This window comes from Candidatus Terasakiella magnetica (assembly GCF_900093605.1).
Lineage (GTDB): Bacteria > Pseudomonadota > Alphaproteobacteria > Rhodospirillales > Terasakiellaceae > Terasakiella > Terasakiella magnetica.
Genome location: NZ_FLYE01000001.1, coordinates 303,514 through 327,431 on the forward strand (window position 1 = coordinate 303,514; position 23,918 = coordinate 327,431).

Genomic DNA, 23,918 nt, shown 5'->3' on the forward strand with positions numbered 1-23,918 from the left:
TTAACATGAACGTGATAGTGCTGTAGATTGCCGCCAACAACATAAGGTAATGTAAGAATTATGTCTGACGGCGTTAAAATTTTACTCATCGAAGATGATGTTTGTATTTCAGAAGCAACAAGTATGTTTCTTGAAATTGCAGGCTATGAAATCGTGCCGGCTTTTTCATGTCATGAAGCAGTAGAGAAAATCTCAGCCCATAATTTCGATGTAATTATCAGTGATATGTTCTTACCGGATGGTGATTGTTTTTCAATTATGAATAAACTGCTTGAAAAGGGTGATCCGGTTAAGAAGATTCTAGTTTCAGGTGGCACCGATCGTATTAGCGCCAATGACGCGGTTAATATGGGAGAAGCCTTTTTTGATGCATCTTTGTTAAAACCGGTCAAAGCTGTTGAGTTGAAAAAAACGATTGAAAACGTTCTTGCCGCTTAATCAGATTTATTGCGCCCGCCCATTCTTAGCAAAGCAAGAATGGCCCAGATCGGAATAACAATTGTTGCGCCCAGCAAGATATAAGGCACCATCCAGCGGATCCAGCCTGTCATTGTAGAATAGGCTTTTGCAACCGTTTCGCCAAAGTTTTCCATAATGGACTGTGGCGTAATATCAAACCAAGACATAACAAGCCCGACAAGTAAGGACACCAAGGCCAGTTTTAAAACTGTTTTGCCAATGGTCTGTGCCTTTGTATCACCGTTATATTTTGTAACTTCGCCCATAACTTCATTTCCGATCTGTTTAGATACATTCTTATAAGGGCTGATTACGCCTTATTCAACCGCTCAAAACCTTTCTCAAGGTCATTAATCAAATCATCGATATTTTCTTGGCCAGCATGGAAACGAAGACATGGTCCTTTTTCAGACCAGACAGAAGCATCTCTGGCACCTGTTGGATCAAACGGAATAACCAAGCTTTCATATCCACCCCAGCTATAGCCCATGGGGAAAAGCTCAAGATTATCCAACATAGCAGCAACTGCTGTGGGGGTGAATTTTCTATCCAAAACAACTGAGAAAAGCCCGCAGGCACCTGTGAAATCACGCTTCCAAATCTCATGACCGGGGCAATCTTCAAAAGCAGGGTGAAGTACTTTTGTAACTTCCTCACGTTCTTTTAACCACCCCGCCAATTTCAAGCCATTTTCCTGATGCACATTCAGGCGAGCGGGCAGGGTGCGAATGCCGCGTTGGGCCAAATAACAATCATCTGGTGCCGCGCAGTAACCAAGGCCATAAACAAATGTTTTCACTTTTTTATACAGGTCTTGGCCCAAAGCGATTGTGCCCAACATGACATCGGAATGACCGCCAATATATTTTGTGGCGGCCTGAATGGAAATATCACAGCCATGTTCAAACGCATTAAAGTAATAACCTGCTGCCCATGTATTATCGATCATGGTGATAATGCCGTGATCTTTGGCAACCTTGGTGATTGCCGGAATATCTTGCACTTCAAAGGTGAGGGAGCCCGGTGATTCTGTGAAAATGACTTTGGTATTATCTTTAATCAGCTTTTCAATATTCCCGCCAATGCTCGGGTCAAAATAGGTCGTTTCCACGCCATAATTCTTCAACACCGTATTGCAGAATTTTTTAGTGGGGAAATAAGCCGAATCAGTCACCAAGATATGATCACCATGTTTCACAAAGGCCAGTATTGCCCCGGTAATAGCCGCTAGGCCCGATTGCACCGCAATGGCTTTATCACTGCCTTCAAGGGCTGCAACAGATTGTTCAAAAGCTTGCGATGTTGGGGTTGCCATACGCCCATAATAAATACCTTCTGTGGGGTTTTGACCCGCTTTATTCATGGCATCAACGCTTGGAAATGTCACGGTTGAGGCATGATAAACAGGCGGATTTACAATGCCGAAATTCTCAGAAGCATTGCGTCCAGCGTGAAGGATATGGGTTTCTTTTTTCATTTATGTATGGCCTTGGTTAAATCAGCGTGTCTTAAAAGAACTTATACATAAAAAACCCCGCTCACAACAGCGGGGCTTTTCTCAAAATCATTTTAGTGTTTATTCAACAGGTGTATCTTCACTGGAACCCCATTCGGCCCAAGACCCATCATAAACTGCCGCATCTTTATTGCCTAAAAGGTAAGCCGCAAAGGTGAGGACAGAGGCGGTTACACCAGAGCCACAGCTTGCGACCATGGGTTTGCGTGGATCAATGCCCGCTTGGTCAAACAGCTCTGTGATTTCTTCAGCCGTTTTAAAGATGCCGCCTTTATTTTTATCAATCAGACTATCCCATGGCACATTGTGCGAATTCGGGATTTTACCAACTTTGGTTACCTTCCATGGCTCAGCCCCTTCACCGCGGTAACGCTCAGCTGAGCGCGCATCCACAATCTGTTCACGCTTGCGCTCAATATTTTTAAGCATCTGGGCTTTATCACGAATAATGAAGTTGTTAAGCCGTGGCGTGAAGTGGCGTTCTTGTACGGGTTCAACGGGGCCTTCTTCAACAGGGCGGCCTTCATCAATCCATTTGGTTAAACCACCATCAAGAACGGCAATATCTTCATGACCAAAGACACGGAAGGTCCACCACACACGTGCAGCTGCACAGCCGCCATGGCGAGAATCATAAACCACAATGCGAACCCCATCACCAAGGCCAAGTTTTCTCACCCGTGAGGAAAATTTTTCAGCACTTGGCAGCATATGGGGCAGGGGGTTTTTAGTATCTGCAATTTCGTCTACATCAAAAAACTGCGCACCGGGAATGCGCGCTTCCATATAGGCGTCTTTTGCACTTTTTCCTTCAACAGGTAAAAAGTATGTGGCATCCACGATATGAACATCAGGTGCGTCCATATGTTGTGCCAACCATTCCGTAGTCACAAGACCTTGCGGGTTTTTAAAGCTCATTTTTGCCCCCATATCGTTGCATTGGTTTTGACATATTGGGCACGTTAAAAGGCCATAAGGCAAGGAAAAATTACAGTTTTCCCCATAAAAAAAGGAGGGATGGCCCCTCCTTTAATTCACTTTGAAATAATCACATCCAATCTGGCACTGGAAGGTTATTTTCTTTTAAAAATTCCGGATTATAAAGTTTGCTCTGATAACGTGTTCCACTATCACACAGCACTGTAACAATCGTTTTGCCCGGCCCAAGGTCTTTTGCCAAACGAATGGCACCTGCCACATTCACCCCAGATGAGCCACCAACACATAGACCTTCACTTTTCAACAGGTCAAAGGCAATCAGTACGGCTTCTTCATCATGGATTTGATAGGCTTTATCAATCACAGCATCTTCAAGGTTTGCTGTAATGCGCCCCTGACCAATCCCTTCCGTGATGGAGGAACCTTCAGCCTTTAACTCACCATTTTTGTAGTAGTTATAAAGCGCGGCCCCCATAGGGTCTGCAATGGCGATTTGAATGTCTTCATTATGTTTTTTAAGCCCCATGGAAACACCCGCAAGTGTGCCACCCGTGCCAACGGCACAAACAAAACCATCAACTTTACCATCGGTTTGCTGCCAGATTTCTTGGGCTGTTGTGTCCATATGGCCTTGACGGTTTGCCACATTATCAAATTGATTAGCCCAGATGGCCCCATTTGGTTCTGTCTTTGCCAGTTCTTCGGCAAGGCGACGCGAATAATGCACATAGTTATCTGGGTTTTTATAAGGTACAGCCGGAACAAGGCGAAGGTCCGCCCCACATAGGCGTAGCATGTCCTTTTTTTCCTGACTTTGTGTTTCCGGCATCACAATTACACTGCGATAACCCAACGCACGCCCCACAAGCGCAATACCAATACCCGTATTGCCTGCTGTGCCTTCAATGATCACACCACCGGGCTTTAACAATCCCTTGGCTTCGGCATCTCTAATAATAGCCAGTGCTGCGCGATCTTTAATGGAGCCACCGGGGTTTAAAAACTCTGCTTTTGCCAGAATTTCACAGCCCGTTTCTTCAGAGGCATTTTTAAGACGAATAAGAGGCGTGTTACCAACAGTGCCCACAAAACCGTTACGAATATCCATAAGTTTTCTCTTCAACATGAAAATCAGTTGAAGTGAAAATAGTTCTTAATTTGGAATAATTCAATATTTAATCTAATGTAAATGTGATTTATTTTTATTTACACCATTTATCGCGTATATCTTTATGGTTCATTTTAAGCCATTGCAGGGCAATAATTCCTGTTGAATTATGCATGTAACCATTTTCAAGCATGTCAAAGGCCTCAGCCACAGGGACTTTTAAAACACGAATATGTTCACCTTCATGCTCAAGCCCTGCAAATTCAAGAGCCTCAGTACTATCGACTTCTACACAATATAAATGCAGGCTTTCTGTTGAACCACCGGGGGAAACGAGATAATCCGCAATCAGCTCAAGACGCTTGGCTGTGCAGCCTGTTTCTTCGTGTGTTTCACGAATGGCAACATCTTCTGGGGTTTGGCCTTCTTCAATGATCCCGGCAGGGACTTCCAAAAGCCATGGGTTATAACCCGCTGCAAATGAGCCGGGGCGAAATTGTTCAACGAGGATAATCACATCTGCCACAGGATCATAAGGCAACATGCCAGAGGCGTGACCGCGCTCAAAAATTTCACGGTTTATGGGTTGAGACCAGCCACCTTCGTGTTTTTTATGGCGCAGTGTATATTCATCAACCTGAAAATACTTTTTAAAAGGAGTCGTCTTATCAATGACTTCAACGTCATCTTTATTAAACTCAGCATAATCAGAATTTGATTTCGCCATTATTTGCCCCAGATTTCTTTTGCCAAGGCTTTGATCTCTGTGGTTGCCGTGCTGCGTTTTTCTGATTCAACAACGCCAAGACCATCGATCATGCTAGAGGCAAAAGCAACACGGTTGCCTAAGGTTGATTTCAACATAGGGCGCTCGTCTTCTTCAAGCATATTGCGGATTTTATCTAAAAGCTTGCCACGTGGCGGGATGCGGTTAAGCAAAACAATCGCATCGGTTTTTTCTTTTTTGGCTTGCTTAAATGTGGGTGCTGTTGCCCAAACATCCATGGGGCTTGGCTGGACCGGAATGACAAGCAAATCTGCATAACGAATGGCAATGCTGGCTTCGGTTTGAGCGTGCGGTGGGGCATCCACAAGGATCACGTCAAAATCTTGCTTCAGACGGTCTAGCTCATTTTTAAGACGCCAGCCGCCCACACTTGAAAGCACAAGGCGGTTATCTTCACCAAGGGAACGTTTGCGCTCTGCAAACCATGAGGTCAGGCTGGCCTGTGGGTCGATATCAACCAATGCCACGTTTTTCTTTTGTGCAGCATATGCAGTTGCCAGTTGTGCAACCACAGTTGTTTTACCTGCACCACCTTTTTGTTGGGCGATGGTTAGAATCTTGGCAGCCATTAAAGCCTCCCCATAAATATATCATCAAATTGACGCCGCGAATGTTACCTTATCGAAACCGATTAGCAAGCCATTGGTGCAACGCCTCAATCAGAAACGCTGAAGACCAAGGCCAGAAAGACTTATTTTCGGTGATTTTTGGCTAATAATGTCTGATAAAATTTGTGCGCAGCCACATGACATTGTCCAGCCTAAGGTGCCATGTCCGGTGTTTAAATATAAAGAATCGATGGATGTTTGACCAAGCAGCGGCACACTATCTGGTGTTTTTGGTCTTAAGCCTGCCCAAAATTCAACATCATCTGGATTTGCACAACCGGGGAAAAGTTCCATGGTTTTATTTAAAATAAATTGCGCACGAAGTTCATTCACCGCCGTGCTATATCCACCAAGTTCAGCCGTGCCTGCAACACGAAGACGATTTCCAAAACGGCTAAAAACCAGTTTAAACTCATCATCCGTCAAGCTCACTTGAGGGGCTTTTTCAGGATGAGAAAGGGGCAGGGTGATTGAATAGCCTTTTGCTGGATAAATCGGCAAATTCAGACCGTTTTTTGCCAGTAAGTGTTTGCTAAAACTACCCAGGCAGACAACCACCTGATCAGCAAAGAAATCACCTTGATCTGTTTTTACGCCCACGGCCTTGTTGTTTTTAAGTATGAGCTCAATGATCTGGTGATCAAAGTGAAACTCAACACCATCATCCACAGCTTTTTGCGCAATGGCTTTTGTAAAGCGATGGGCATCGCCACTTTCATCATCTTTTGAATAAATCCCACCCACAAGACGGTTTTTTACATGACCAAGCGCATTTTCTGTTTCCACACATTGGTCTGGGGAAAGAACCTGACGGTTTAAACCATATTTCTTCATGGTCTCAGCCGCATGTACCGCTAGATCAAATTCTTTTTCGTCGCGGTAAAAATGAATAATGCCTTCTTCGCGATGATCATAATCTAGATCAATCTCTTTCCTAAGTTCTTTAAGGCATTGCCGACTGTGAAGCGCCACACGTAACGTGCGCTCCGTATTAATATCGGTTTTCTTTGCGGTGCAGTTTGTCAGAAATTTTAAGCACCAGCCCCATAAGGCCGGATCAAAACGAAATAAATGAAAGAGAAGGGGGGCTTCTTTTTTACCAAGCCATTTTAAGGCTTTAAACGGGGTTGCCGGACTTGCCCATGGATCAGCGTGAGCCGCAGCAATCTGCCCACCATTGGCATAGCTGGTCTCCATGGCGGGTTCAAGTTGACGATCAAGCACAACAACATCATGTCCGGCCTTTTTTAAATAAAAAGCCGTTGTTGTGCCAACCACCCCTGCGCCTAGGACCAATACTCTCACGACAAGATACACCGTTTCTTGTTATAGTAACGAACTGGTATTTAAAAGCAGTTGGGGCTAAAGGCAAGGAAGCTATGGGGAAAAATACAAAAAACCGTCTTTTATCTGTTTCTGAGATGTATGAGGCTGACCGCCTTACGATAGAAAGCGGCTTAGCTGGCATTGACTTGATGGAGGCCGCGGGCCTTTCCATTACCCGCGAAATCACCAAACGATGGAGCCCGAAAAAAACGGTTATTCTCTGTGGCCCGGGTAATAATGGTGGCGATGGTTTTGTTGTTGCGCGCCTTCTTGAAGAAAGAGGATTAAAAGCCCAAGTCCTCTTATTGGGCGAGAGGGATAAGCTTAGAGGCGATGCCAAGATCAATTCAGATCGTTGGGCCCATGATGTTTTACCTTTATCGCCAGATCATCTTCATGGCGCGGATTTAATCGTTGATGCGATCTTTGGTGCAGGGCTTGCCCGTGAGGTTGATGGCATTGTTGCCCAAACGCTTGAAGCTGCAAAAAAGTTACAGGTTCCTGTTGTTGCGGTTGATACTCCAAGTGGCATTCATGGCGGGACGGGGCAGGTTCTGGGTACCACATTACCTGCCAACCTCACCATTACCTTTTGTCGTCCAAAAACAGGCCATTATCTCTATCCTGCCAAAAAACTATGCGGGGAATTGATTGTCACTGATATTGGAATTCCCGATCATGTGATTGAAACCATTAATCCGCAAACAGAGGTCAACCAACCGCAAGACTATTTCCCTTGGCCTGATGAAGAAACACATAAATATAAAAAAGGTCACGGCGTTATTATCGGGGGGCAACAAATGACGGGGGCGACACGGCTTGGTGCCATTTGTGCGCGTCGTGTTGGGGCAGGGCTTATTACAATAAGTGCCCATGGTGCGGCTTATATGATCTATCGACAGGGTGAAGCGGGAAACATTGTTTCTAATGATGATTTGGATACTCACCTTAATGATCCACGCAAAAATGCTTTCCTTATTGGCCCCGGTCTTGGCATTGGTGAAAAAAGACAATTGGTTGTAGAGCAGCTCTTGGAAAGTTCAAAAGCGCTGATCCTTGATGCTGATGCTTTAACCATGCTGAAAGACTGGCAATGGAAAGAACGCAATGCTGAGACCATACTCACCCCTCATGAAGGTGAATTTTCACGGCTCTTTCCAGAAATCACAGGCTCAAAACTTGAAAAAGCCAAAGCTGCGGCAAAACAATCTAATTGTACTGTTCTTTTAAAGGGGCCCGATACGGTCATTGCCGCCCCAGATGGGCGAGCGGTTATTAATGATTCTGGCACACCCTGGCTCGCCACAGCAGGCAGTGGTGATTCTCTAAGTGGAATCTGTTTGGGGCTTTTTGCACAAGGTTTGGATGGATTTAAAGCGGCATCTCTTGCAAGTTGGCTTCATGGGCGATGTGCTGAGGCCTTTCAAGAAGGGCTGATTGCTGAGGATATTGGCGATATTTTGCCTAGCGTAATAAAAACATTAAAAAATATGCATTCTTCTTATTGACTTGCCGCAGGGAATGTATAGAGTGTGCGCCGAATTGGATTCGAGGCGTTCGGCGCTATTGAAGACGGTTTTTTGAAATGCGGGTGTGGTGAAATTGGTAGACACGCCAGATTTAGGTTCTGGTGGCGCAAGCCGTGGGGGTTCAAGTCCCTCCACCCGCACCAAAAAATCTCTTACATTTTTTGGCAGCCACACCGAATTCATCTCAACGAATTCGTATAACTCATCTTTATAGAGATCCCAAACATGCAGGTTACTGAAACCAAGGCCGAAGGCCTAAACCGTGAATACACTGTTGTCGTTGCGGCGACTGACATTGAAACAAAAGTTACAACTCGTCTCGGCGAAATTTCTAAAACAGTAAAAATTCCTGGTTTCCGTCCGGGTAAGGTTCCTGCGAAGGTTCTGCGCCAGAAATACGGCCAGTCCATCATGGGCGAAGTTTTGGAAGGTGCTGTAAACGAAGCGTCTGCAAAAACAATTGCTGATAATGAACTGCGTCCAGCAGCTCAGCCTAAAATCGAAATCACAAAATTCGAAGAAGGTACTGATCTTGAATTCACAATGGCTGTTGAGCTGTTCCCCGAGTTTGATCTGATGGACTTCAAAAAAGTTTCACTTGAGCGTCTGGTTGTTCCTGTTAAGGACGAAGAAATTCAAGAAACACTGGAACGTATCGCTGATTCTAACAAATCTTCTGAGCCAGCTAAGTCTAAAGCCAAGAAGGTTGCTAAAGGCAACATCGCGGTTATCGACTTTGTCGGTTCTGTTGATGGCGAAGAGTTCGAAGGTGGTAAAGGCGAAAACTACAACCTCGAAGTTGGTTCCAACACATTCATCCCAGGCTTTGAAGACCAGTTGATCGGCCTTAAAGCGGGTGAAGAAAAAGACGTTGAAGTTAAGTTCCCTGAAGAATACGGCGCTGAAAACCTTGCAGGTAAAGACGCCCTGTTCAAATGTAAAGTAAACGAAATCCGCACAGTTGTACCAGCTGAGTTGGATGACGAACTTGCCAAGAAAGTCGGCATGGAAACTTTGGACGCTCTGAAAGATGCGATTCGTGAAGAACGCTCTAAAGAGTTTGAACAAATGACACGCCAGCACGTTAAAAAGCACCTGTTGGACGCTTTGGACGAAGCACATTCTTTCGAGCTACCTGAAACATTGGTTCAAGGCGAAATCGATCAAATCTGGAGCCAATACGAAGAAACGCGTAAAAACAACCCAGATCAAATCGACGAAGCTGACAAAGGCAAATCTGATGATGAGCTGAAAGAAGAATATGCGAAGATCGCTGATCGTCGTGTACGTCTTGGTTTGGTCCTTGCTGAAGTCGGCCGTGTAAACGAGCTGGAACTTTCACAAGAAGACCTCAACGAAGCGGTTATGAACGAAGCGCGTCGTTACCCTGGTCAAGAACAGGCTGTGTTTGAATATTTCAAAAACAACCCACAGGCTATCGAATCACTTCGTGCACCGTTGTTTGAAGAAAAAGTTGTAGACTTCATCCTTGAGCTTGCTGACGTTTCTGACAAAGAAGTAACAGCTGAAGACCTGATGAATTCTTTGAACGAAGAAGAAGAAGCTAAGCCTAAGAAAAAAGCCGCTGCAAAGAAAAAAGCACCAGCTAAGAAAAAGGCTCCAGCTAAGAAAAAAGCAGAAGCTAAAGACGAAGAGTAATCTTTTTCGAACTTTTCATCATCTTCCCCTTGCGGGAATTGAAAAGGCTTCGTAGTTTAAACCCACCTTGCATTCGTGAGGTGGGTTTTTTAATGCAATTTATGGAACGAAAATATAATGCACGATCCTTTGAGCGTAATGAGCAACTTGGTCCCGATGGTCGTAGAAACCACCAACCGTGGGGAACGCGCCTATGATATTTATTCTCGTCTGTTAAAAGAACGTATTATCTTTGTGACAGGCCAAGTGGAAGATCATATGGCCAGCCTGATTTGTGCACAGCTTTTGTTCTTGGAATCTGAAAACCCAGATAAAGACATTGCTATGTACATCAACTCCCCCGGCGGCGTTGTGACATCTGGTCTCTCCATCTATGACACCATGCAATATATCCGCCCGGATGTATCAACCGTTTGTCTTGGTCAGGCCTGTTCTATGGGGTCCTTGCTGTTGGCTGCTGGTACAGCTGGTAAACGCTATGCACTGCCAAATTCTCGTATCATGGTTCACCAGCCAAGTGGTGGGGCCCAAGGCCAAGCAACCGACATTGAAATTCAGGCTCGTGAGATTCTTGCCCTGAAACGTCGTTTGAATGAGATTTACGTTGATCACACTGGTAAAAAGCTCGAACAAATCGAAGATGCCTTGGAGCGTGACCGCTTCATGCAGCCAGAAGAAGCCAAGGAATTTGGCTTGATCGATGAGGTCGTCAGTACCCGACCAACCTCAGAAGATGATGAAACATAATTAGAATATTGCAAAACGCCCGCTCACCCAGCGGGCGTTTTCATTTCCAATGCACACAAGTTGTTTCATCCATACGTATATTTTATGACATTTTCCTGTCTAAAAGTTCATTTTAGGCATTGTAGTCTGAACTAAAGTCGGGCTAATCTGTATGTAGATTAAAAAATCAAACAGGTGTCAAACACCGCATAACGGAGAAAACATGACTAAGTCTTCCGGTGACGACTCAAAAAACACACTTTACTGCTCCTTCTGTGGCAAAAGCCAACATGAAGTCCGCAAACTGATCGCCGGGCCTACCGTCTTTATTTGTGATGAGTGCGTTGAACTTTGCATGGATATTATCCGTGAAGAAAATAAAACGAGCCTGAGCAAATCCGAAGAGGGCGTTCCTTCCCCGCGAGAAATTTTTGACGTTCTTGAAGATTACGTCATCGGCCAGCGTCACGCAAAACGCGTACTTTCTGTGGCCGTACATAACCATTACAAACGCCTAAACCACCTTGGTAAAACAGGTGAAGTTGAACTGGCGAAATCAAATATCCTGCTTGTGGGTCCAACGGGTTGCGGTAAAACGCTTTTGGCCCAAACACTGGCACGTATTCTTGATGTTCCGTTCACAATGGCAGATGCCACCACATTGACCGAAGCCGGTTATGTGGGTGAAGATGTTGAAAATATCATTCTCAAACTGTTGCAATCAGCAGATTACAATGTGGAACGCGCACAACGCGGTATCGTTTACATTGACGAGGTTGATAAAATCTCTCGTAAATCCGATAACCCGTCCATCACACGTGACGTATCGGGCGAGGGGGTTCAACAAGCTCTCTTGAAAATTATGGAAGGCACTGTTGCTTCTGTTCCCCCACAAGGTGGGCGCAAACATCCGCAGCAGGAATTTCTCCAAGTTGATACCACGAACATCCTGTTTATTTGTGGCGGTGCTTTTGCTGGTATTGATAAGATCATCTCTCAGCGTGGTCGTGATACATCCATCGGCTTTGGCGCAGATGTGCGCAGCGAAGATGATCGCGGCGTTGGTGATATCCTTCATGGGATGGAGCCGGAAGATCTGTTGAAATTTGGTCTCATTCCTGAATTTGTTGGTCGCTTGCCTGTGCTTGCAACCCTTGAAGATTTGGATAATGAGGCGTTGGTCCGCATTCTGACAGAACCGAAAAATGCATTGGTTAAACAATATCAACGTCTCTTTGAAATGGAAGATTCTGATCTGACCTTTACAGAAGGCGCTTTGGTTTCAATCGCGGACAGGGCGATTGAGCGTAAAACAGGTGCACGTGGGCTTCGTTCCATCATGGAAGGAATCCTACTTGATACGATGTTTGACCTGCCAGGGCAGGACAATGTTGATGAAGTTGTCGTCAACACAGAAGCTGTTGATAGCGACGCCAGCCCGCTTTTAATCTATGCAGATAAGCCTGAAGAAGCTGATTCAAGCGCTTAAAGGCTTTTTTCATAGTTTTTTATTACTTTTTTAGCTCCCTTGAAGTTTTCTTCTTGGGAGCTAAATTCTTTTTAGTCTAAGATAACTTAAATCAACGATCGCCTGTGATAGGGGTCGTAATTACTGAACAGACAGTTTTGAAAAAGGGTCTTATGTTCGAAAATAATTCTGACGGTTCTTATCCCGTCCTGCCACTTCGTGACATTGTCGTTTTCCCGCACATGATCGTGCCGCTTTTCGTCGGGCGTGAAAAATCCGTGCGTGCGCTAGAAGATGTTATGAAGGAAGATAAACAAATCCTCCTCGTCGCTCAGAAAAACGCAACGGATGATGATCCAAAAGCCGAAGATATTTATGAAGTGGGTACGGTTTCGACTGTTCTGCAACTTCTCAAGCTTCCAGACGGGACTGTAAAAGTTCTCGTTGAAGGTGGTCGTCGTGCCCGTATTGACGAATATACGCAAACTGAAGATTTCTTTCAGGCTAGCGTAAGTGAAATTCCTGAAGAAGAAGGTGAAGACGAAGAAGTTGAAGCTTTGGGCCGTTCTGTGGTGACGCAGTTTGAGCAATATGTAAATCTCAACAAAAAAGTCCCGCCTGAAGTGATGGTTTCCATTAACCAGATCGAAGGGTCCGGTAAACTTTCAGATACGGTTGCCTCTCATCTTGCGCTCAAGATTTCTGAGAAGCAGGAACTACTTGAAATGCCGGCTGTGATTGACCGTCTTGAGCGTGTGTTCTCCTTTATGGAAACTGAAATTGGCGTTCTTCAAGTTGAGAAGAAAATCCGTAACCGCGTTAAGCGTCAGATGGAAAAATCACAACGTGAATACTATCTGAACGAACAGCTCAAAGCCATTCAGAACGAACTGGGCGAGGGTGAAGACGGTAAAGATGAAAATAGCGAATTTGAAGATAAGATCAAAAAGACCAAGCTTTCAAAGGAAGCCCGTGAGAAATCACTGGGTGAATTGAAAAAGCTTAAGTCCATGAGCCCCATGTCTGCAGAAGCCACGGTTGTGCGCAACTATCTGGACTGGATGCTGACAATTCCTTGGAAAAAACGCTCTAAGGTGAAGAAAGATTTGGCACTGGCTGAAAAGATTCTCAATGAGGATCATTATGGTCTGGAAAAAGTCAAAGAACGTATCCTTGAATATTTGGCTGTTCAACAACGTACTAAAAAGATGAAAGGCCCGATCCTGTGTCTGGTTGGCCCTCCTGGTGTGGGTAAAACCTCATTGGGTAAATCCATTGCCCGTGCAACAGGACGTAAATATGTCCGTATGGCGCTTGGCGGTGTGCGCGATGAGTCTGAAATTCGTGGTCACCGTCGTACCTACATTGGTTCTATGCCGGGTAAAATCATTCAAGGTATGAAAAAGGCCAAGGCATCAAACCCGCTTTTCCTTCTTGATGAGATTGAAAAAATGGGCAGTGATTTCCGTGGCGACCCAGCATCAGCATTGCTTGAAGTTCTTGATCCAGAACAAAACGATAAGTTCCAAGATCACTATATGGAAGTGGATTACGATCTTTCAGATGTGATGTTTGTAACAACGGCAAACTCTTTGAATATGCCGCAACCACTTCTGGATCGTATGGAAATCTTGCGTCTATCTGGTTATACAGAAGATGAAAAAGTCGAAATTGCCAAACGTCACCTGATTTCCAAGCAGAAAAAAGCTGCTGGACTTAAAGAAGGTGAATGGTCAATTTCAGAAGGTGCTATTCGTGATCTGATCCGTTATTACACGCGTGAAGCCGGTGTACGTAACCTTGAGCGCGAAATCGCCATGTTATGTCGCAAAGCAACCCGTGATATTCTGCTTAAGAAGTCAGAGAAAGTGAACATTACGTCGCGTAATCTTGAAAAATACGCAGGTGTTAAGAAGTTCCGTTACGGTGAAGTTGAAGAAGAAGATCTGGTTGGTGTTGTCACAGGTCTTGCTTGGACAGAAGTTGGCGGTGAAATTCTATCAATTGAAGCTGTTGTGACACCGGGTAAAGGTGTCGCCCAATTTACGGGTAAGCTGGGTGATGTGATGAAAGAATCTATTCAAGCTGCAACAACTTATGTCCAGTCACGAAGTGTTTCTTTTGGGATCAAACCAACTGTCTTTAGCAAAAAAGACATTCACGTCCATGTTCCTGAAGGTGCTACGCCAAAAGATGGCCCAAGTGCGGGTGTTGGCATGGTGACTTCAATCGTTTCTGCCCTGACAGGTATTCCTATTCGAAAAGATGTTGCGATGACAGGGGAGGTGACCTTGCGTGGTCGCGTTCTTCCAATTGGTGGGTTGAAAGAAAAGCTTCTTGCTGCCCATCGCGCAGGCATCAAGACAGTCCTCATTCCCCATGACAATGAAAAGGATTTGAAAGAAATCCCGGATAATGTCAAACGCGGTTTGAAAATCATGCCCGTTCAATATGTTGATGAGGTACTTGAAACGGCCTTAACAGCACCTCTTGTTCCTATTGAATGGGACGAAGAAGAAGAGAATCAGGCTGAGATTTCATCCACATCTGGAGATGAAGAATCTAACGGTGTTATGACACATTAGATTTTTCAACGAGAATCATTGAAAACACCACCTGTCAAAAGGTGGTGTTTTTGTTTGTGCAAACCTCAAACCACACTATCCAGAGTTAATTTTTTAGAACATCTATAACTTGATCTATAGATGTGAGCGTTAACAGGCTGAAAAAAGCGAAAAAACAACGTTTTTCTGCGTATCTTCGATTGACGCAGGCAGATCGCGAAAGTAAACTTTGCCAGTCTTCGACAATTGGTTGGAAACAATCAAAAGTCTTCGCTTTTTAAATAATAACCACTTTATAGGGGGCCCAGGTGAACAAGAACGATCTTGTGGCTGCAGTTGCTTCTGGCACCGGTCTTTCCAAGGCTGATGCTTCAAAAGCAGTTGACGGCGTTTTCGGCGCTATCACTGACGCACTAAAATCTGGCGACGAAGTTCGCCTTGTAGGTTTCGGCACTTTCTCTGTAGCACAACGTGCTGCTTCTGAAGGTCGTAACCCACGTACCGGCGAAAAAATTCAAATTCCGGCTTCTAAACAGCCGAAATTTAAAGCTGGTAAAGGCTTAAAGGACGCCGTGAACTAAGTTTACACTGTTCATGTATCCTGTGGAACCGGTTGCCGAAAGGTAGCCGGTTTTACTTTTTTTAGTGCATGTGATTTTTTCTTAAAATAACTGTTGCATCGCTAAAAAATTAGATTATAAACACCTCAACTTCTTGGGGGCGTCTAGCTCAGTTGGTTAGAGCACCTCGTTTACACCGAGGGGGTCGGGAGTTCGAATCTCTCGACGCCCACCATTCAAATTTGAATGTTCAAGAAGTTGTTAAGATGAAGGGCGTCTAGCTCAGTTGGTTAGAGCACCTCGTTTACACCGAGGGGGTCGGGAGTTCGAATCTCTCGACGCCCACCATCTTCAAAAAGCTGTCTTTTAAGACGGCTTTTTTGTTTTTTGGATGATGAGTTCTTCATACCAAAGACTCGAAAATATTGAAAAAATCCAAAAGCCTCTATTTTCTCTATTTATGCACCCGCATAATCAAAAAAAATATTTACTAAAATATTCATATTAAACAGTAATAGACATTAGAGATACCTGTTATACACGCTGTATCAAAGCTTTTCATAGGCTTCATAAAATCAATACAAAAAAGATTGCGCATTGCAGCAAAAACCTACGTTTTCCATTTACTTGACAGTAGTTACGCGGTGATCTAAAAACCAAAACCTACCTAAGTGGGGGTGTAGCTCAGTTGGTTAGAGCGTCGGCCTGTCACGCCGAAGGCCGCGAGTTCGAGTCTCGTCACTCTCGCCATTCTATTGCCGGATGGCCCATAACGATATAAATGGGTTAACGGCGCAACGCAGGTGTAATTACAAAGCACCTAACGATCAAAGGGGAGATCGCTTTTAAAAAGAAAATGTTGCGACGTTAAATCACCGGAATTCTCTTTAGAAATTTTTTTGTTTTATGAAGAGCCTTCGTTCGGATTGCTCCATTAGCCTTTCATTTTTAGATAGGTCTATCGGGTTTAATTCGCAAGGCATTAAAGGAACGCTACAATGGAAGCACTCCTGCAAGAATATCTACCGATCATTATTTTCCTTGGCATTGCTATCGCGATCGCCGGGATTATGATCGTTGCACCGTTTATCGTGTCGCCACAGCGCCCCGATACGGAAAAGAACTCCGCATTTGAATGCGGCTTTGCAGCCTTTGAAGATGCACGTACAAAATTTGATGTACGTTTCTACTTGGTTGCCATCCTTTTCATCATCTTCGACCTTGAAGTCGCTTTCTTGTTCCCGTGGGCTATCTCACTGGGCAATATTGGTGTGTTTGGTTTTTGGTCAATGATGGTGTTCCTTGGTGTTCTCACCATCGGTTTCGTTTATGAATGGAAGAAAGGAGCTCTGGAATGGGAGTAGATTCCAAGCCCGGCTCTCAAGCACTGATCCCTGCGGGGACGGAACAAGACGAACTATTAAAAGCTGTTACCGACGAAATCCAAGATCGTGGTTTCGTCGTTGCGCAGTTAGATAAGGTTGTGAACTGGGCACGTACCGGTTCACTTTGGCCTTTGACCTTCGGTTTGGCTTGTTGTGCGGTAGAGATGATGCACGCCTATATGGCGCGTTACGACCTTGACCGTTTTGGCGTGGTTCCACGTCCATCACCGCGTCAATCAGATGTGATCATCGTTGCGGGTACTTTAACCAACAAGATGGCTCCTGCTTTTCGTCGTGTGTATGACCAAATGGCAGAACCCCGCTATGTGATCTCTATGGGGTCCTGTGCGAACGGTGGTGGGTATTATCATTATTCATATTCCGTTGTACGTGGTTGTGACCGTGTCGTTCCCGTTGACATTTATGTCCCGGGTTGCCCTCCAACTGCAGAAGCGCTCCTGTACGGCATTCTTCAATTACAGAAGAAAATCCGCCGCACAGGTACGTTGTTCCGCTAAGGGAAGGGGTCTTTACATATGACTGAAGCTTTAAACGAACTTTGTGATGTCCTTGCTGTAAAGCTTGCACAAGACGTGACTTCAACAGAAATTCTCAACGGGGAGCTGATTGTTCATGCTCGCCGTGATTCTGTTTGTAAGGTTCTGACATTCCTGCGCGATGATGCGAACTGCCTGTTCAAATTCATGATGGACCTTTGTGGTGTTGATTATCCAGAGCGTGAAGAACGTTTCGACGTTGTTTACAATCTGTTGAGCACAAGCCACAACCTGCGTGTGCGCGTTAAAATCACCACTGACGAAGATACACCTGTGCCAAGTGTGACAGGGGTGTTTAGTGCAGCTGGCTGGTTTGAACGTGAAGCATGGGACCTCTATGGCATCTATTTCGATGGCCATCCTGACCTGCGTCGTATTATGACGGATTACGGTTTTGAGGGACACCCACTGCGCAAAGACTTCCCGCTAACGGGCTATGTTGAACTGCGTTATGATGATGAGCAAAAACGCGTTGTCTATGAACCAGTAAAACTTACTCAGGACTTCCGTAACTTTGACTTCCTGTCCCCATGGGAAGGTCTGCAAGGCGTTCTGCCGGGCGATGAGAAAGCGGAGGGCAATGCCTAATGTCTGATAATCAAATTAAAACCTACAATCTTAACTTCGGTCCCCAGCACCCCGCAGCACACGGTGTGCTTCGTCTGGTTCTGGAGCTTGATGGTGAGATTGTAGATCGTGCTGACCCCCATATCGGTCTTTTACACCGTGGGACGGAAAAGCTGCTGGAAAACAAAATCTATAGCCAAGGTACGCCGTATTTTGACCGTTTAGATTATGTTGCTCCACAAAATCAGGAACATGCCTTCTGTCTGGCTATTGAAAAGTTGACAGGGATGGAAGTTCCAAAACGTGGCCAGTATATCCGTGTTCTTTTCTCTGAACTTGGTCGTATTCAAAACCACTTGATGAACGTTTGTTCCTACGCCATGGATGTTGGTGCGATGACACCGTTCCTTTGGGGTTTTGAAGAGCGTGAAGTGCTTTATGAGTTCTGCGAACGTGCCTGTGGCGCACGTATGCACATGAACTACTATCGCCCGGGCGGTGTTGCACAAGACATCCCTGCGGGTTTAACCGATGATGTTCGTGCATGGGCAGAGCGTTTTCCAAAAGTTGTTCAAGATATTGAAACACTTTTGACTGATAACCGCATCTTCCGTCAGCGCACAGTTGATATTGGTGAAATCAGCCTTGAAGACGCACAGGATTGGGGCTTCTCTGGTCCAAACTTGCGTGGTTCTGGTGTGCCTTGGGATTTGCGCAAAAGCCAACCTTACGATTCATATGAAGAGTTTGATTTCGACATTCCGGTCGGTAAAGGCAAAAACGATTGTTTTGCCCGTTACTACCTGCGTGTTCTTGAAATGTATGAAACGTGCAAAATCATCCTTCAAGCATGTGACAAGCTGGATGCCTGTGTGGGTGAGCCGGTTAAATGTACGGATAATAAGTTTTCACCACCTATGCGTGGTGAGATGAAAACTTCCATGGAAGCGTTGATCCATCACTTCAAACTTTTCACAGAAGGTTTCAAGGTCCCTGCGGGCGAAACTTACTGTGCGGTTGAAGCGCCAAAAGGCGAGTTTGCGGTCTATCTGGTTTCAGATGGCTCAAACAAACCTTATCGCTGTCACATCCGCGCACCGGGCTTTGCTCACTTACAAGCCATGGACTTCCTGTCGAGAGGGCACATGCTGGCCGATATCACAGCAAACATCGGTTCCCTTGATATTGTTTTCGGTGAGATTGATCGATGAGTAATATGAATTTTCAACAACCGGATAGCTTTGAGTTTTCACCAGAAAATCTGGAACTTGCCAAAAAACACATTGCCAAGTACCCAGAAGGTAAACAACAAAGCGCATGTATGCCGCTGCTGGATTTGGCGCAACGCCAATACGGCTGGTTGCCAACAATTGCCATGGATGTCGTTGCCGACATGCTTGGTATGGCACCTGTACGCGTTTATGAAGTGGCTACTTTTTACACCATGTTCAACAAAGAACCTGTGGGTAAACACCACGTACAGGTTTGCACCAACATTTCCTGCTGGCTGCGCGGTTCTGACGATATCGTCACAGCTGTTCAGCAAGCGGCTGAAATTAACACAGGTGAGACATCTGCTGATGGCTTGATCACCCTGTGGGAAGTGGAATGTCTGGGCGCTTGTTCGAACGCACCGATGATGCAAATCAACGACGATTATTTTGAAGACCTGACAGGGGAAGACGCCACGCGGATCATCAACGATCTGCGCTCTGGTAAAGAACCTGCAACAGGGCCACAAAACGGTCGCACCGGGGCTGCACCGCTTGGTGAATTGACCAGCTTGACGGGAGATGCTTAATGCTTAGTGATAAGGATCGCATTTTCACGAATATCTATGGTCTTAAGGATAAAAGCCTTAAGGGCGCGCAATCGCGTGGTTGCTGGGATGGCACCAAGGGTATTCTTGAAAAAGGTAAAGACTGGATCATCGAAGAAATGAAGGCTTCCGGTCTTCGTGGTCGCGGTGGTGCGGGTTTCTCTACCGGTATCAAATGGAGCTTCATGCCTAAAGAAGTGGGCGATCGTCCACATTATTTGGTCATCAACGCTGATGAAGGCGAGCCCGGCACCTGTAAAGACCGTGAGATCATGCGCAATGATCCCCACACACTGATCGAAGGTGCGTTAATCGCCTCTTTCGCCATGCAGGCTCATGCTTGTTACATCTACATTCGCGGTGAATTTGTACGTGAAGCTGAAGCTTTACAAGCCGCCATTGATGAATGTTATGCAAACAAGATGATTGGTCAAAACAACGTCCATGGTTGGGACTTTGATTTTTACGTTCACCGCGGTGCGGGGGCGTATGTTTGTGGTGAAGAAACAGCTCTGATCGAAAGCCTTGAAGGTAAGAAAGGTCAGCCTCGTCTGAAGCCTCCTTTCCCGGCAGGCTCCGGTCTTTATGGTTGTCCAACGACTGTAAATAATGTTGAATCAATTGCTGTTGCGCCAGAAATTCTGCGTCGCGGGGGTTCTTGGTTTGCGGGTATCGGTCGTGAAAACAACACAGGGACAAAATTATACGGGATCTCAGGTCACGTTAATAACCCCTGTGTTGTTGAAGATGCCATGGGCATCACCATGAAAGAGCTTTTGGAAAAACACTGCGGTGGCGTGATCGGCGGTTGGGACAACCTGATGGCTGTGATCCCTGGTGGGTCTTCCGTTCCGGTGATGACCAAAGAGATGTGTGACAACGCGATCATGGATTTTGATGGTCTGCGTGAACATGGTTCTGGTTTGGGAACGGCGGCTGTTATCGTGATGAAAAAAGATACGGATATTATTAAGGCGATCACACGTCTTTCTGATTTCTATCATCATGAAAGCTGTGGTCAATGTACACCGTGTCGCGAGGGGACTGGCTGGATGCAGCGTATGATGCATCGCATGGTCGTTGGTAACGCTACTGTGGAAGAGATTGATTTACTTGAAGCTGTCACACGACAGGTTGAAGGTAACACAATCTGTGCCCTTGGCGATGCCGCGGCGTGGCCGATCCAAGGTCTCATCAAACATTTCCGTCCGGAAATGGAAGCTCGTATCGCAGCATATAACGCTGCGAAGAACGCAGCAGCTTAGGAGATAGATTGAATGCCCAAGCTGACAATTGACGGTAGCGAAATCGAAGTCGAAAACGGTTTATCCGTGCTGCAAGCATGTGAACAAGCCGGGATCGAAGTTCCGCGTTTCTGCTACCACGAGCGTCTCTCCATCGCAGGTAACTGTCGTATGTGCCTTGTTGAAATGGAAAGAGCGCCGAAACTTATCGCCTCCTGTGCCATGCCTGTTGGTGAAGGAATGGTCATCCATACGGACAATGAAAAAGTCCGTACCGCGCGTGAAAATGTGATGGAGCTTCTGCTCATCAACCACCCGCTGGATTGTCCAATCTGTGACCAAGGTGGGGAATGTGACCTTCAAGACCAAGCCATGGCTTATGGCGGGGACAAAGGTCGCTATGCTGAAGAAAAGCGTGCTGTAAAGGACAAGGACTTCGGTCCGATCATTCGTCCGTTCATGACACGCTGTATTCATTGTACCCGTTGTGTACGTTTCACTGAAGAAGTTGCGGGTACTGCCGATATGTGCGGCACATACCGTGGTGATTTTACTGAAATTGGCACTTATGTTGAAAAAGCCATTGAAACCGAGCTGGCAGGCAACCTTGTTGATCTTTGCCCGGTTGGCGCTTTGACTTCAAAGCCTTACAGCTACACAGCACGCCCATGGGAACTCAAAAAAACGGAAAGTGTGGACGTGTTTGACGCGGTTGGCACAAACATCCGTGTTGATACCCGTGGCAATGAAGTTCTTCGTGTTCTTCCTCGCCTAAATGAGGATGTAAACGAAGAATGGTTGGCTGATAAAGGTCGCTATGCCATTGATGGTTTGAAAGCACAACGTCTGGATCGCCCTTATGTACGCAAAGACGGCAAACTTCAGCCCGCAACATGGGATGAAGCTTTTGCAGTAATCGCTGAAAAACTTAACGGGCTGGATGGCTCTAAGTTTGCTGCTCTGGCAGGTGACATGGTGGATGCAGAAGCCATGTTTGCGCTGAAGTCTTTGGCTGACGCCCTTGGTTCTAAAAACATCGATTGTCGCCAAGATGGGGCGGCATTGGATGCGTCCAAACGTGCATCTTACCTGTTCAACACGACAATCGCTGGTATTGATGAGGCTGATGCCTGCTTGATCATTGGTTCTAACCCACGTTGGGAAGCACCGATTATCAATGCACGCCTTCGCAAACGTTACATCAATCACGGTTTTGTACCTGCTGTTGTGGGTGAGAACCTGAACCTGACATATAAAACAGAACATCTTGGTGAAACGGCTGATGTACTTCAGTCTATCCTTGATGGCTCTAACGCTTATGCAGAAGTTCTCAAAAATGCTTCCAAGCCGATGTTGATCATTGGTCAAGGCGCTTTGGTTCGTGAAGACGGTGCTGCCATCATGGCCGCAGCCAAAGAAATTGCTGACAAATATGGTTTTGTTGTTGAAGGCTGGAACGGGTTTAACGTTCTGCACACAGCAGCAGCCCGCGTTGGCGGCCTTGAAATGGGCTTTGTGCCTTCTGAAGATGGGATGGATACAGCAGCAATCGCCAATGGCGGTGCTGAAGTAATCTATCTTTTGGGTGCAGACGAAATTGATACATCAAAACTTTCCAACTCTTTTGTGATCTACCAAGGTCACAACGGTGATGCGGGTGCACAATGTGCAGACGTGATCCTGCCGGGTGCGGCTTATACGGAAAAAGACGGTTCTTACGTCAATACCGAAGGTCGTATGCAATATGGCTATCAAGCTACATTTGCACCGGGTGAAGCAAAAGAAGACTGGACAATCATCCGTGCACTTTCTGAAGTCATCGGCAAAACACTGCCATTTGACAACCTTATTCAGTTGCGTGCGAAATTGGCAGAGGTCAGTGCGACATTTGCTAATCCGGAAGAAATTCAGGCTGCTGCTTGGGAAGACTTTGGTTCTAAAGGTGATATCGCGGCAACACCGCTTTGCTCACCGATCGCAAACTATTACATGACGGACCCGGTCAGCCGCGTTTCTAAAACGATGGCACAATGTACCGAGGCCCTGATTAACCCGCAACAAAGGACTGGTACAAATGGCTGAGCTCTGGGACGGTTATATTTGGCCGACGCTCTGGATTGTCATTAAGATCGTCGCCATTGTTGGGCCGGTTATGGGTGCTGTTGCATACCTGACACTGGCTGAACGTAAAGTCATCGGCTCCATGCACATGCGTCGCGGCCCTAACGTTGTTGGGCTTTGGGGTTTACTGCAGCCTTTAGCTGATGGTTTGAAACTTTTCCTCAAGGAAATCGTGATCCCGACAGGGGCAAGCCGTGGTGTATTTTTAATCGCACCTATGCTGACCCTCATCCTTGCCTTGATTGCTTGGGCGGTTATTCCGTTTGATAAAGACATGGTACTTTCTGACATTAATGTCGGTGTTTTGTACTTATTTGCAGTCTCTGGTCTGGGTGTTTACGGTATTTTGATGGCCGGTTGGGCGTCAAACTCAAAGTATGCATTTCTTGGGTCGCTTCGTTCTGCTGCGCAGATGGTTTCTTATGAAGTTTCTATGGGCTTCATCATCATCACGGTGCTGGTCTTTACAGGTTCACTTAACCTAAATGACATTGTTGAAGCGCAATCTGATGTCTGGTTCATGTTCACGCCTCTCTTCCCATTTGCAGTGATGTTCTTCATCTCTTGTGTGGCAGAGACAAACCGTCATCCGTTTGACCTTCCTGAAGCGGAAGCCGAGCTGGTTGGTGGTTACAACGTTGAATATGGCGGCATGGCGTTTGCCCTGTTCTTCCTTGGTGAATATGCCAACATGATCATGATGGCTGCCTTTACAGCGATTTTGTTCATGGGTGGTTGGTTGCCTCCGTTTGACTTCTTGTCATTCATTCCGGGCCCAATCTGGTTGATCTTAAAGATTTGCTCTTTGCTCTTCATCTTCATTTGGTTGCGTGCGGCTTACCCACGTTACCGTTATGACCAGTTGATGCGTCTGGGTTGGAAAGTCTTCCTGCCATTGTCGCTTGCTGGTGTGATCATCACTTCTGCGGTTGCCGTTTACGGTGGCTTTGCACCTGGCATTCAATAAGGAGAACTG

The 23,918-nt window shown here is 45.9% G+C and carries 22 protein-coding genes and 4 tRNA genes; 19 read left to right on the top strand and 7 right to left on the bottom strand.

Annotated elements, in window-relative coordinates:
* Window positions 1–60 precede the first annotated feature (60 nt).
* Window positions 61–438 carry a response regulator gene (locus MTBPR1_RS01100; RefSeq protein ID WP_069185698.1) on the top strand — a complete coding sequence of 126 codons (378 nt, stop codon included), beginning with the start codon at window positions 61–63 and terminating at the stop codon, window positions 436–438.
* Here MTBPR1_RS01100 and MTBPR1_RS01105 read toward each other — a convergent pair.
* The 7 genes from MTBPR1_RS01105 to MTBPR1_RS01135 form a co-directional block, all read right to left on the bottom strand.
* Window positions 435–725: a DUF6460 domain-containing protein gene (locus tag MTBPR1_RS01105; RefSeq protein WP_069185699.1), complete on the bottom strand. Its 291-nt coding sequence runs from the start codon at window positions 723–725 to the stop codon at window positions 435–437. The genes MTBPR1_RS01100 and MTBPR1_RS01105 overlap by 4 nt on opposite strands.
* Window positions 726–769: 44 nt before the next feature.
* Window positions 770–1,936 (bottom strand): cystathionine beta-lyase, encoded by a 1,167-nt coding sequence (gene metC, locus MTBPR1_RS01110; protein WP_069185700.1) that lies wholly within the window; start codon window positions 1,934–1,936, stop codon window positions 770–772.
* Window positions 1,937–2,035: 99 nt separating this feature from the next.
* Window positions 2,036–2,893 (bottom strand): 3-mercaptopyruvate sulfurtransferase, encoded by an 858-nt coding sequence (sseA, locus tag MTBPR1_RS01115; protein ID WP_069185701.1) that lies wholly within the window; start codon window positions 2,891–2,893, stop codon window positions 2,036–2,038.
* A gap of 130 nt (window positions 2,894–3,023) precedes the next feature.
* Entirely contained in the window at window positions 3,024–4,022 is a 999-nt protein-coding gene (locus MTBPR1_RS01120; protein WP_069185702.1) for a cysteine synthase A, read from the bottom strand.
* 94 nt (window positions 4,023–4,116) lie between these two features.
* On the bottom strand, window positions 4,117–4,749 hold the full coding sequence (locus tag MTBPR1_RS01125; RefSeq protein WP_069185703.1) for an NUDIX domain-containing protein: 633 nt from the start codon (window positions 4,747–4,749) through the stop codon (window positions 4,117–4,119).
* On the bottom strand, window positions 4,749–5,378 hold the full coding sequence (parA, locus tag MTBPR1_RS01130; RefSeq protein ID WP_069185704.1) for a ParA family partition ATPase: 630 nt from the start codon (window positions 5,376–5,378) through the stop codon (window positions 4,749–4,751). The genes MTBPR1_RS01125 and parA overlap by 1 nt, the downstream gene beginning before the upstream one ends.
* A 90-nt stretch (window positions 5,379–5,468) precedes the next feature.
* A complete protein-coding gene (locus MTBPR1_RS01135) occupies window positions 5,469–6,722 on the bottom strand; it encodes a D-amino acid dehydrogenase (protein ID WP_069186060.1) in 1,254 nt (417 codons plus the stop codon).
* Window positions 6,723–6,796: 74 nt separating this feature from the next.
* On the opposite strand from MTBPR1_RS01135, the gene MTBPR1_RS01140 reads away from it, so the two are divergent.
* From MTBPR1_RS01140 to nuoH, 18 genes are all read left to right on the top strand, one after another.
* Window positions 6,797–8,251 (top strand): bifunctional ADP-dependent NAD(P)H-hydrate dehydratase/NAD(P)H-hydrate epimerase, encoded by a 1,455-nt coding sequence (locus MTBPR1_RS01140; RefSeq protein WP_069185705.1) that lies wholly within the window; start codon window positions 6,797–6,799, stop codon window positions 8,249–8,251.
* Between the two features lie 79 nt (window positions 8,252–8,330).
* A tRNA-Leu gene (locus tag MTBPR1_RS01145) sits at window positions 8,331–8,415 on the top strand.
* A gap of 82 nt (window positions 8,416–8,497) precedes the next feature.
* On the top strand, window positions 8,498–9,931 hold the full coding sequence (gene tig / locus MTBPR1_RS01150) for a trigger factor (RefSeq protein ID WP_069185706.1): 1,434 nt from the start codon (window positions 8,498–8,500) through the stop codon (window positions 9,929–9,931).
* 138 nt (window positions 9,932–10,069) lie between these two features.
* Window positions 10,070–10,678, top strand: a complete 609-nt coding sequence (gene clpP / locus MTBPR1_RS01155; RefSeq protein WP_276204523.1) for an ATP-dependent Clp endopeptidase proteolytic subunit ClpP — start codon at window positions 10,070–10,072, stop codon at window positions 10,676–10,678.
* A 202-nt stretch (window positions 10,679–10,880) separates the two neighbouring features.
* Entirely contained in the window at window positions 10,881–12,146 is a 1,266-nt protein-coding gene (clpX, locus tag MTBPR1_RS01160) for an ATP-dependent Clp protease ATP-binding subunit ClpX (protein WP_069185708.1), read from the top strand.
* Between the two features lie 152 nt (window positions 12,147–12,298).
* Window positions 12,299–14,710 (top strand): endopeptidase La, encoded by a 2,412-nt coding sequence (gene lon, locus MTBPR1_RS01165; RefSeq protein ID WP_069185709.1) that lies wholly within the window; start codon window positions 12,299–12,301, stop codon window positions 14,708–14,710.
* Between the two features lie 287 nt (window positions 14,711–14,997).
* Window positions 14,998–15,270 (top strand): HU family DNA-binding protein, encoded by a 273-nt coding sequence (locus tag MTBPR1_RS01170; RefSeq protein WP_069185710.1) that lies wholly within the window; start codon window positions 14,998–15,000, stop codon window positions 15,268–15,270.
* Window positions 15,271–15,407: 137 nt separating this feature from the next.
* Window positions 15,408–15,484: transfer RNA gene (locus tag MTBPR1_RS01175), tRNA-Val, on the top strand.
* 36 nt (window positions 15,485–15,520) lie between these two features.
* Window positions 15,521–15,597 (top strand) — tRNA-Val (locus MTBPR1_RS01180).
* Window positions 15,598–15,922: 325 nt separating this feature from the next.
* Window positions 15,923–15,999: transfer RNA gene (locus MTBPR1_RS01185), tRNA-Asp, on the top strand.
* A gap of 248 nt (window positions 16,000–16,247) precedes the next feature.
* Window positions 16,248–16,613, top strand: a complete 366-nt coding sequence (locus MTBPR1_RS01190; protein ID WP_069185711.1) for an NADH-quinone oxidoreductase subunit A — start codon at window positions 16,248–16,250, stop codon at window positions 16,611–16,613.
* Entirely contained in the window at window positions 16,604–17,152 is a 549-nt protein-coding gene (locus MTBPR1_RS01195; RefSeq protein WP_420808119.1) for a NuoB/complex I 20 kDa subunit family protein, read from the top strand. Before MTBPR1_RS01190 ends, MTBPR1_RS01195 begins: the two co-directional genes overlap by 10 nt.
* An 18-nt stretch (window positions 17,153–17,170) precedes the next feature.
* On the top strand, window positions 17,171–17,779 hold the full coding sequence (locus MTBPR1_RS01200; RefSeq protein WP_069185713.1) for an NADH-quinone oxidoreductase subunit C: 609 nt from the start codon (window positions 17,171–17,173) through the stop codon (window positions 17,777–17,779).
* Window positions 17,779–18,969: an NADH-quinone oxidoreductase subunit D gene (locus MTBPR1_RS01205; protein ID WP_069185714.1), complete on the top strand. Its 1,191-nt coding sequence runs from the start codon at window positions 17,779–17,781 to the stop codon at window positions 18,967–18,969. Before MTBPR1_RS01200 ends, MTBPR1_RS01205 begins: the two co-directional genes overlap by 1 nt.
* Window positions 18,966–19,559, top strand: a complete 594-nt coding sequence (gene nuoE, locus MTBPR1_RS01210) for an NADH-quinone oxidoreductase subunit NuoE (RefSeq protein WP_069185715.1) — start codon at window positions 18,966–18,968, stop codon at window positions 19,557–19,559. Before MTBPR1_RS01205 ends, nuoE begins: the two co-directional genes overlap by 4 nt.
* Window positions 19,559–20,842 (top strand): NADH-quinone oxidoreductase subunit NuoF, encoded by a 1,284-nt coding sequence (gene nuoF / locus MTBPR1_RS01215; protein ID WP_069185716.1) that lies wholly within the window; start codon window positions 19,559–19,561, stop codon window positions 20,840–20,842. Before nuoE ends, nuoF begins: the two co-directional genes overlap by 1 nt.
* 12 nt (window positions 20,843–20,854) lie before the next feature.
* Window positions 20,855–22,903, top strand: a complete 2,049-nt coding sequence (gene nuoG / locus MTBPR1_RS01220; protein WP_069185717.1) for an NADH-quinone oxidoreductase subunit NuoG — start codon at window positions 20,855–20,857, stop codon at window positions 22,901–22,903.
* The gene (gene nuoH, locus MTBPR1_RS01225) at window positions 22,896–23,909 is read left to right on the top strand and encodes an NADH-quinone oxidoreductase subunit NuoH (protein WP_069185718.1); all 1,014 of its coding nucleotides are present in this window, start codon (window positions 22,896–22,898) and stop codon (window positions 23,907–23,909) included. The genes nuoG and nuoH overlap by 8 nt, the downstream gene beginning before the upstream one ends.
* Window positions 23,910–23,918: the final 9 nt, after the last annotated feature.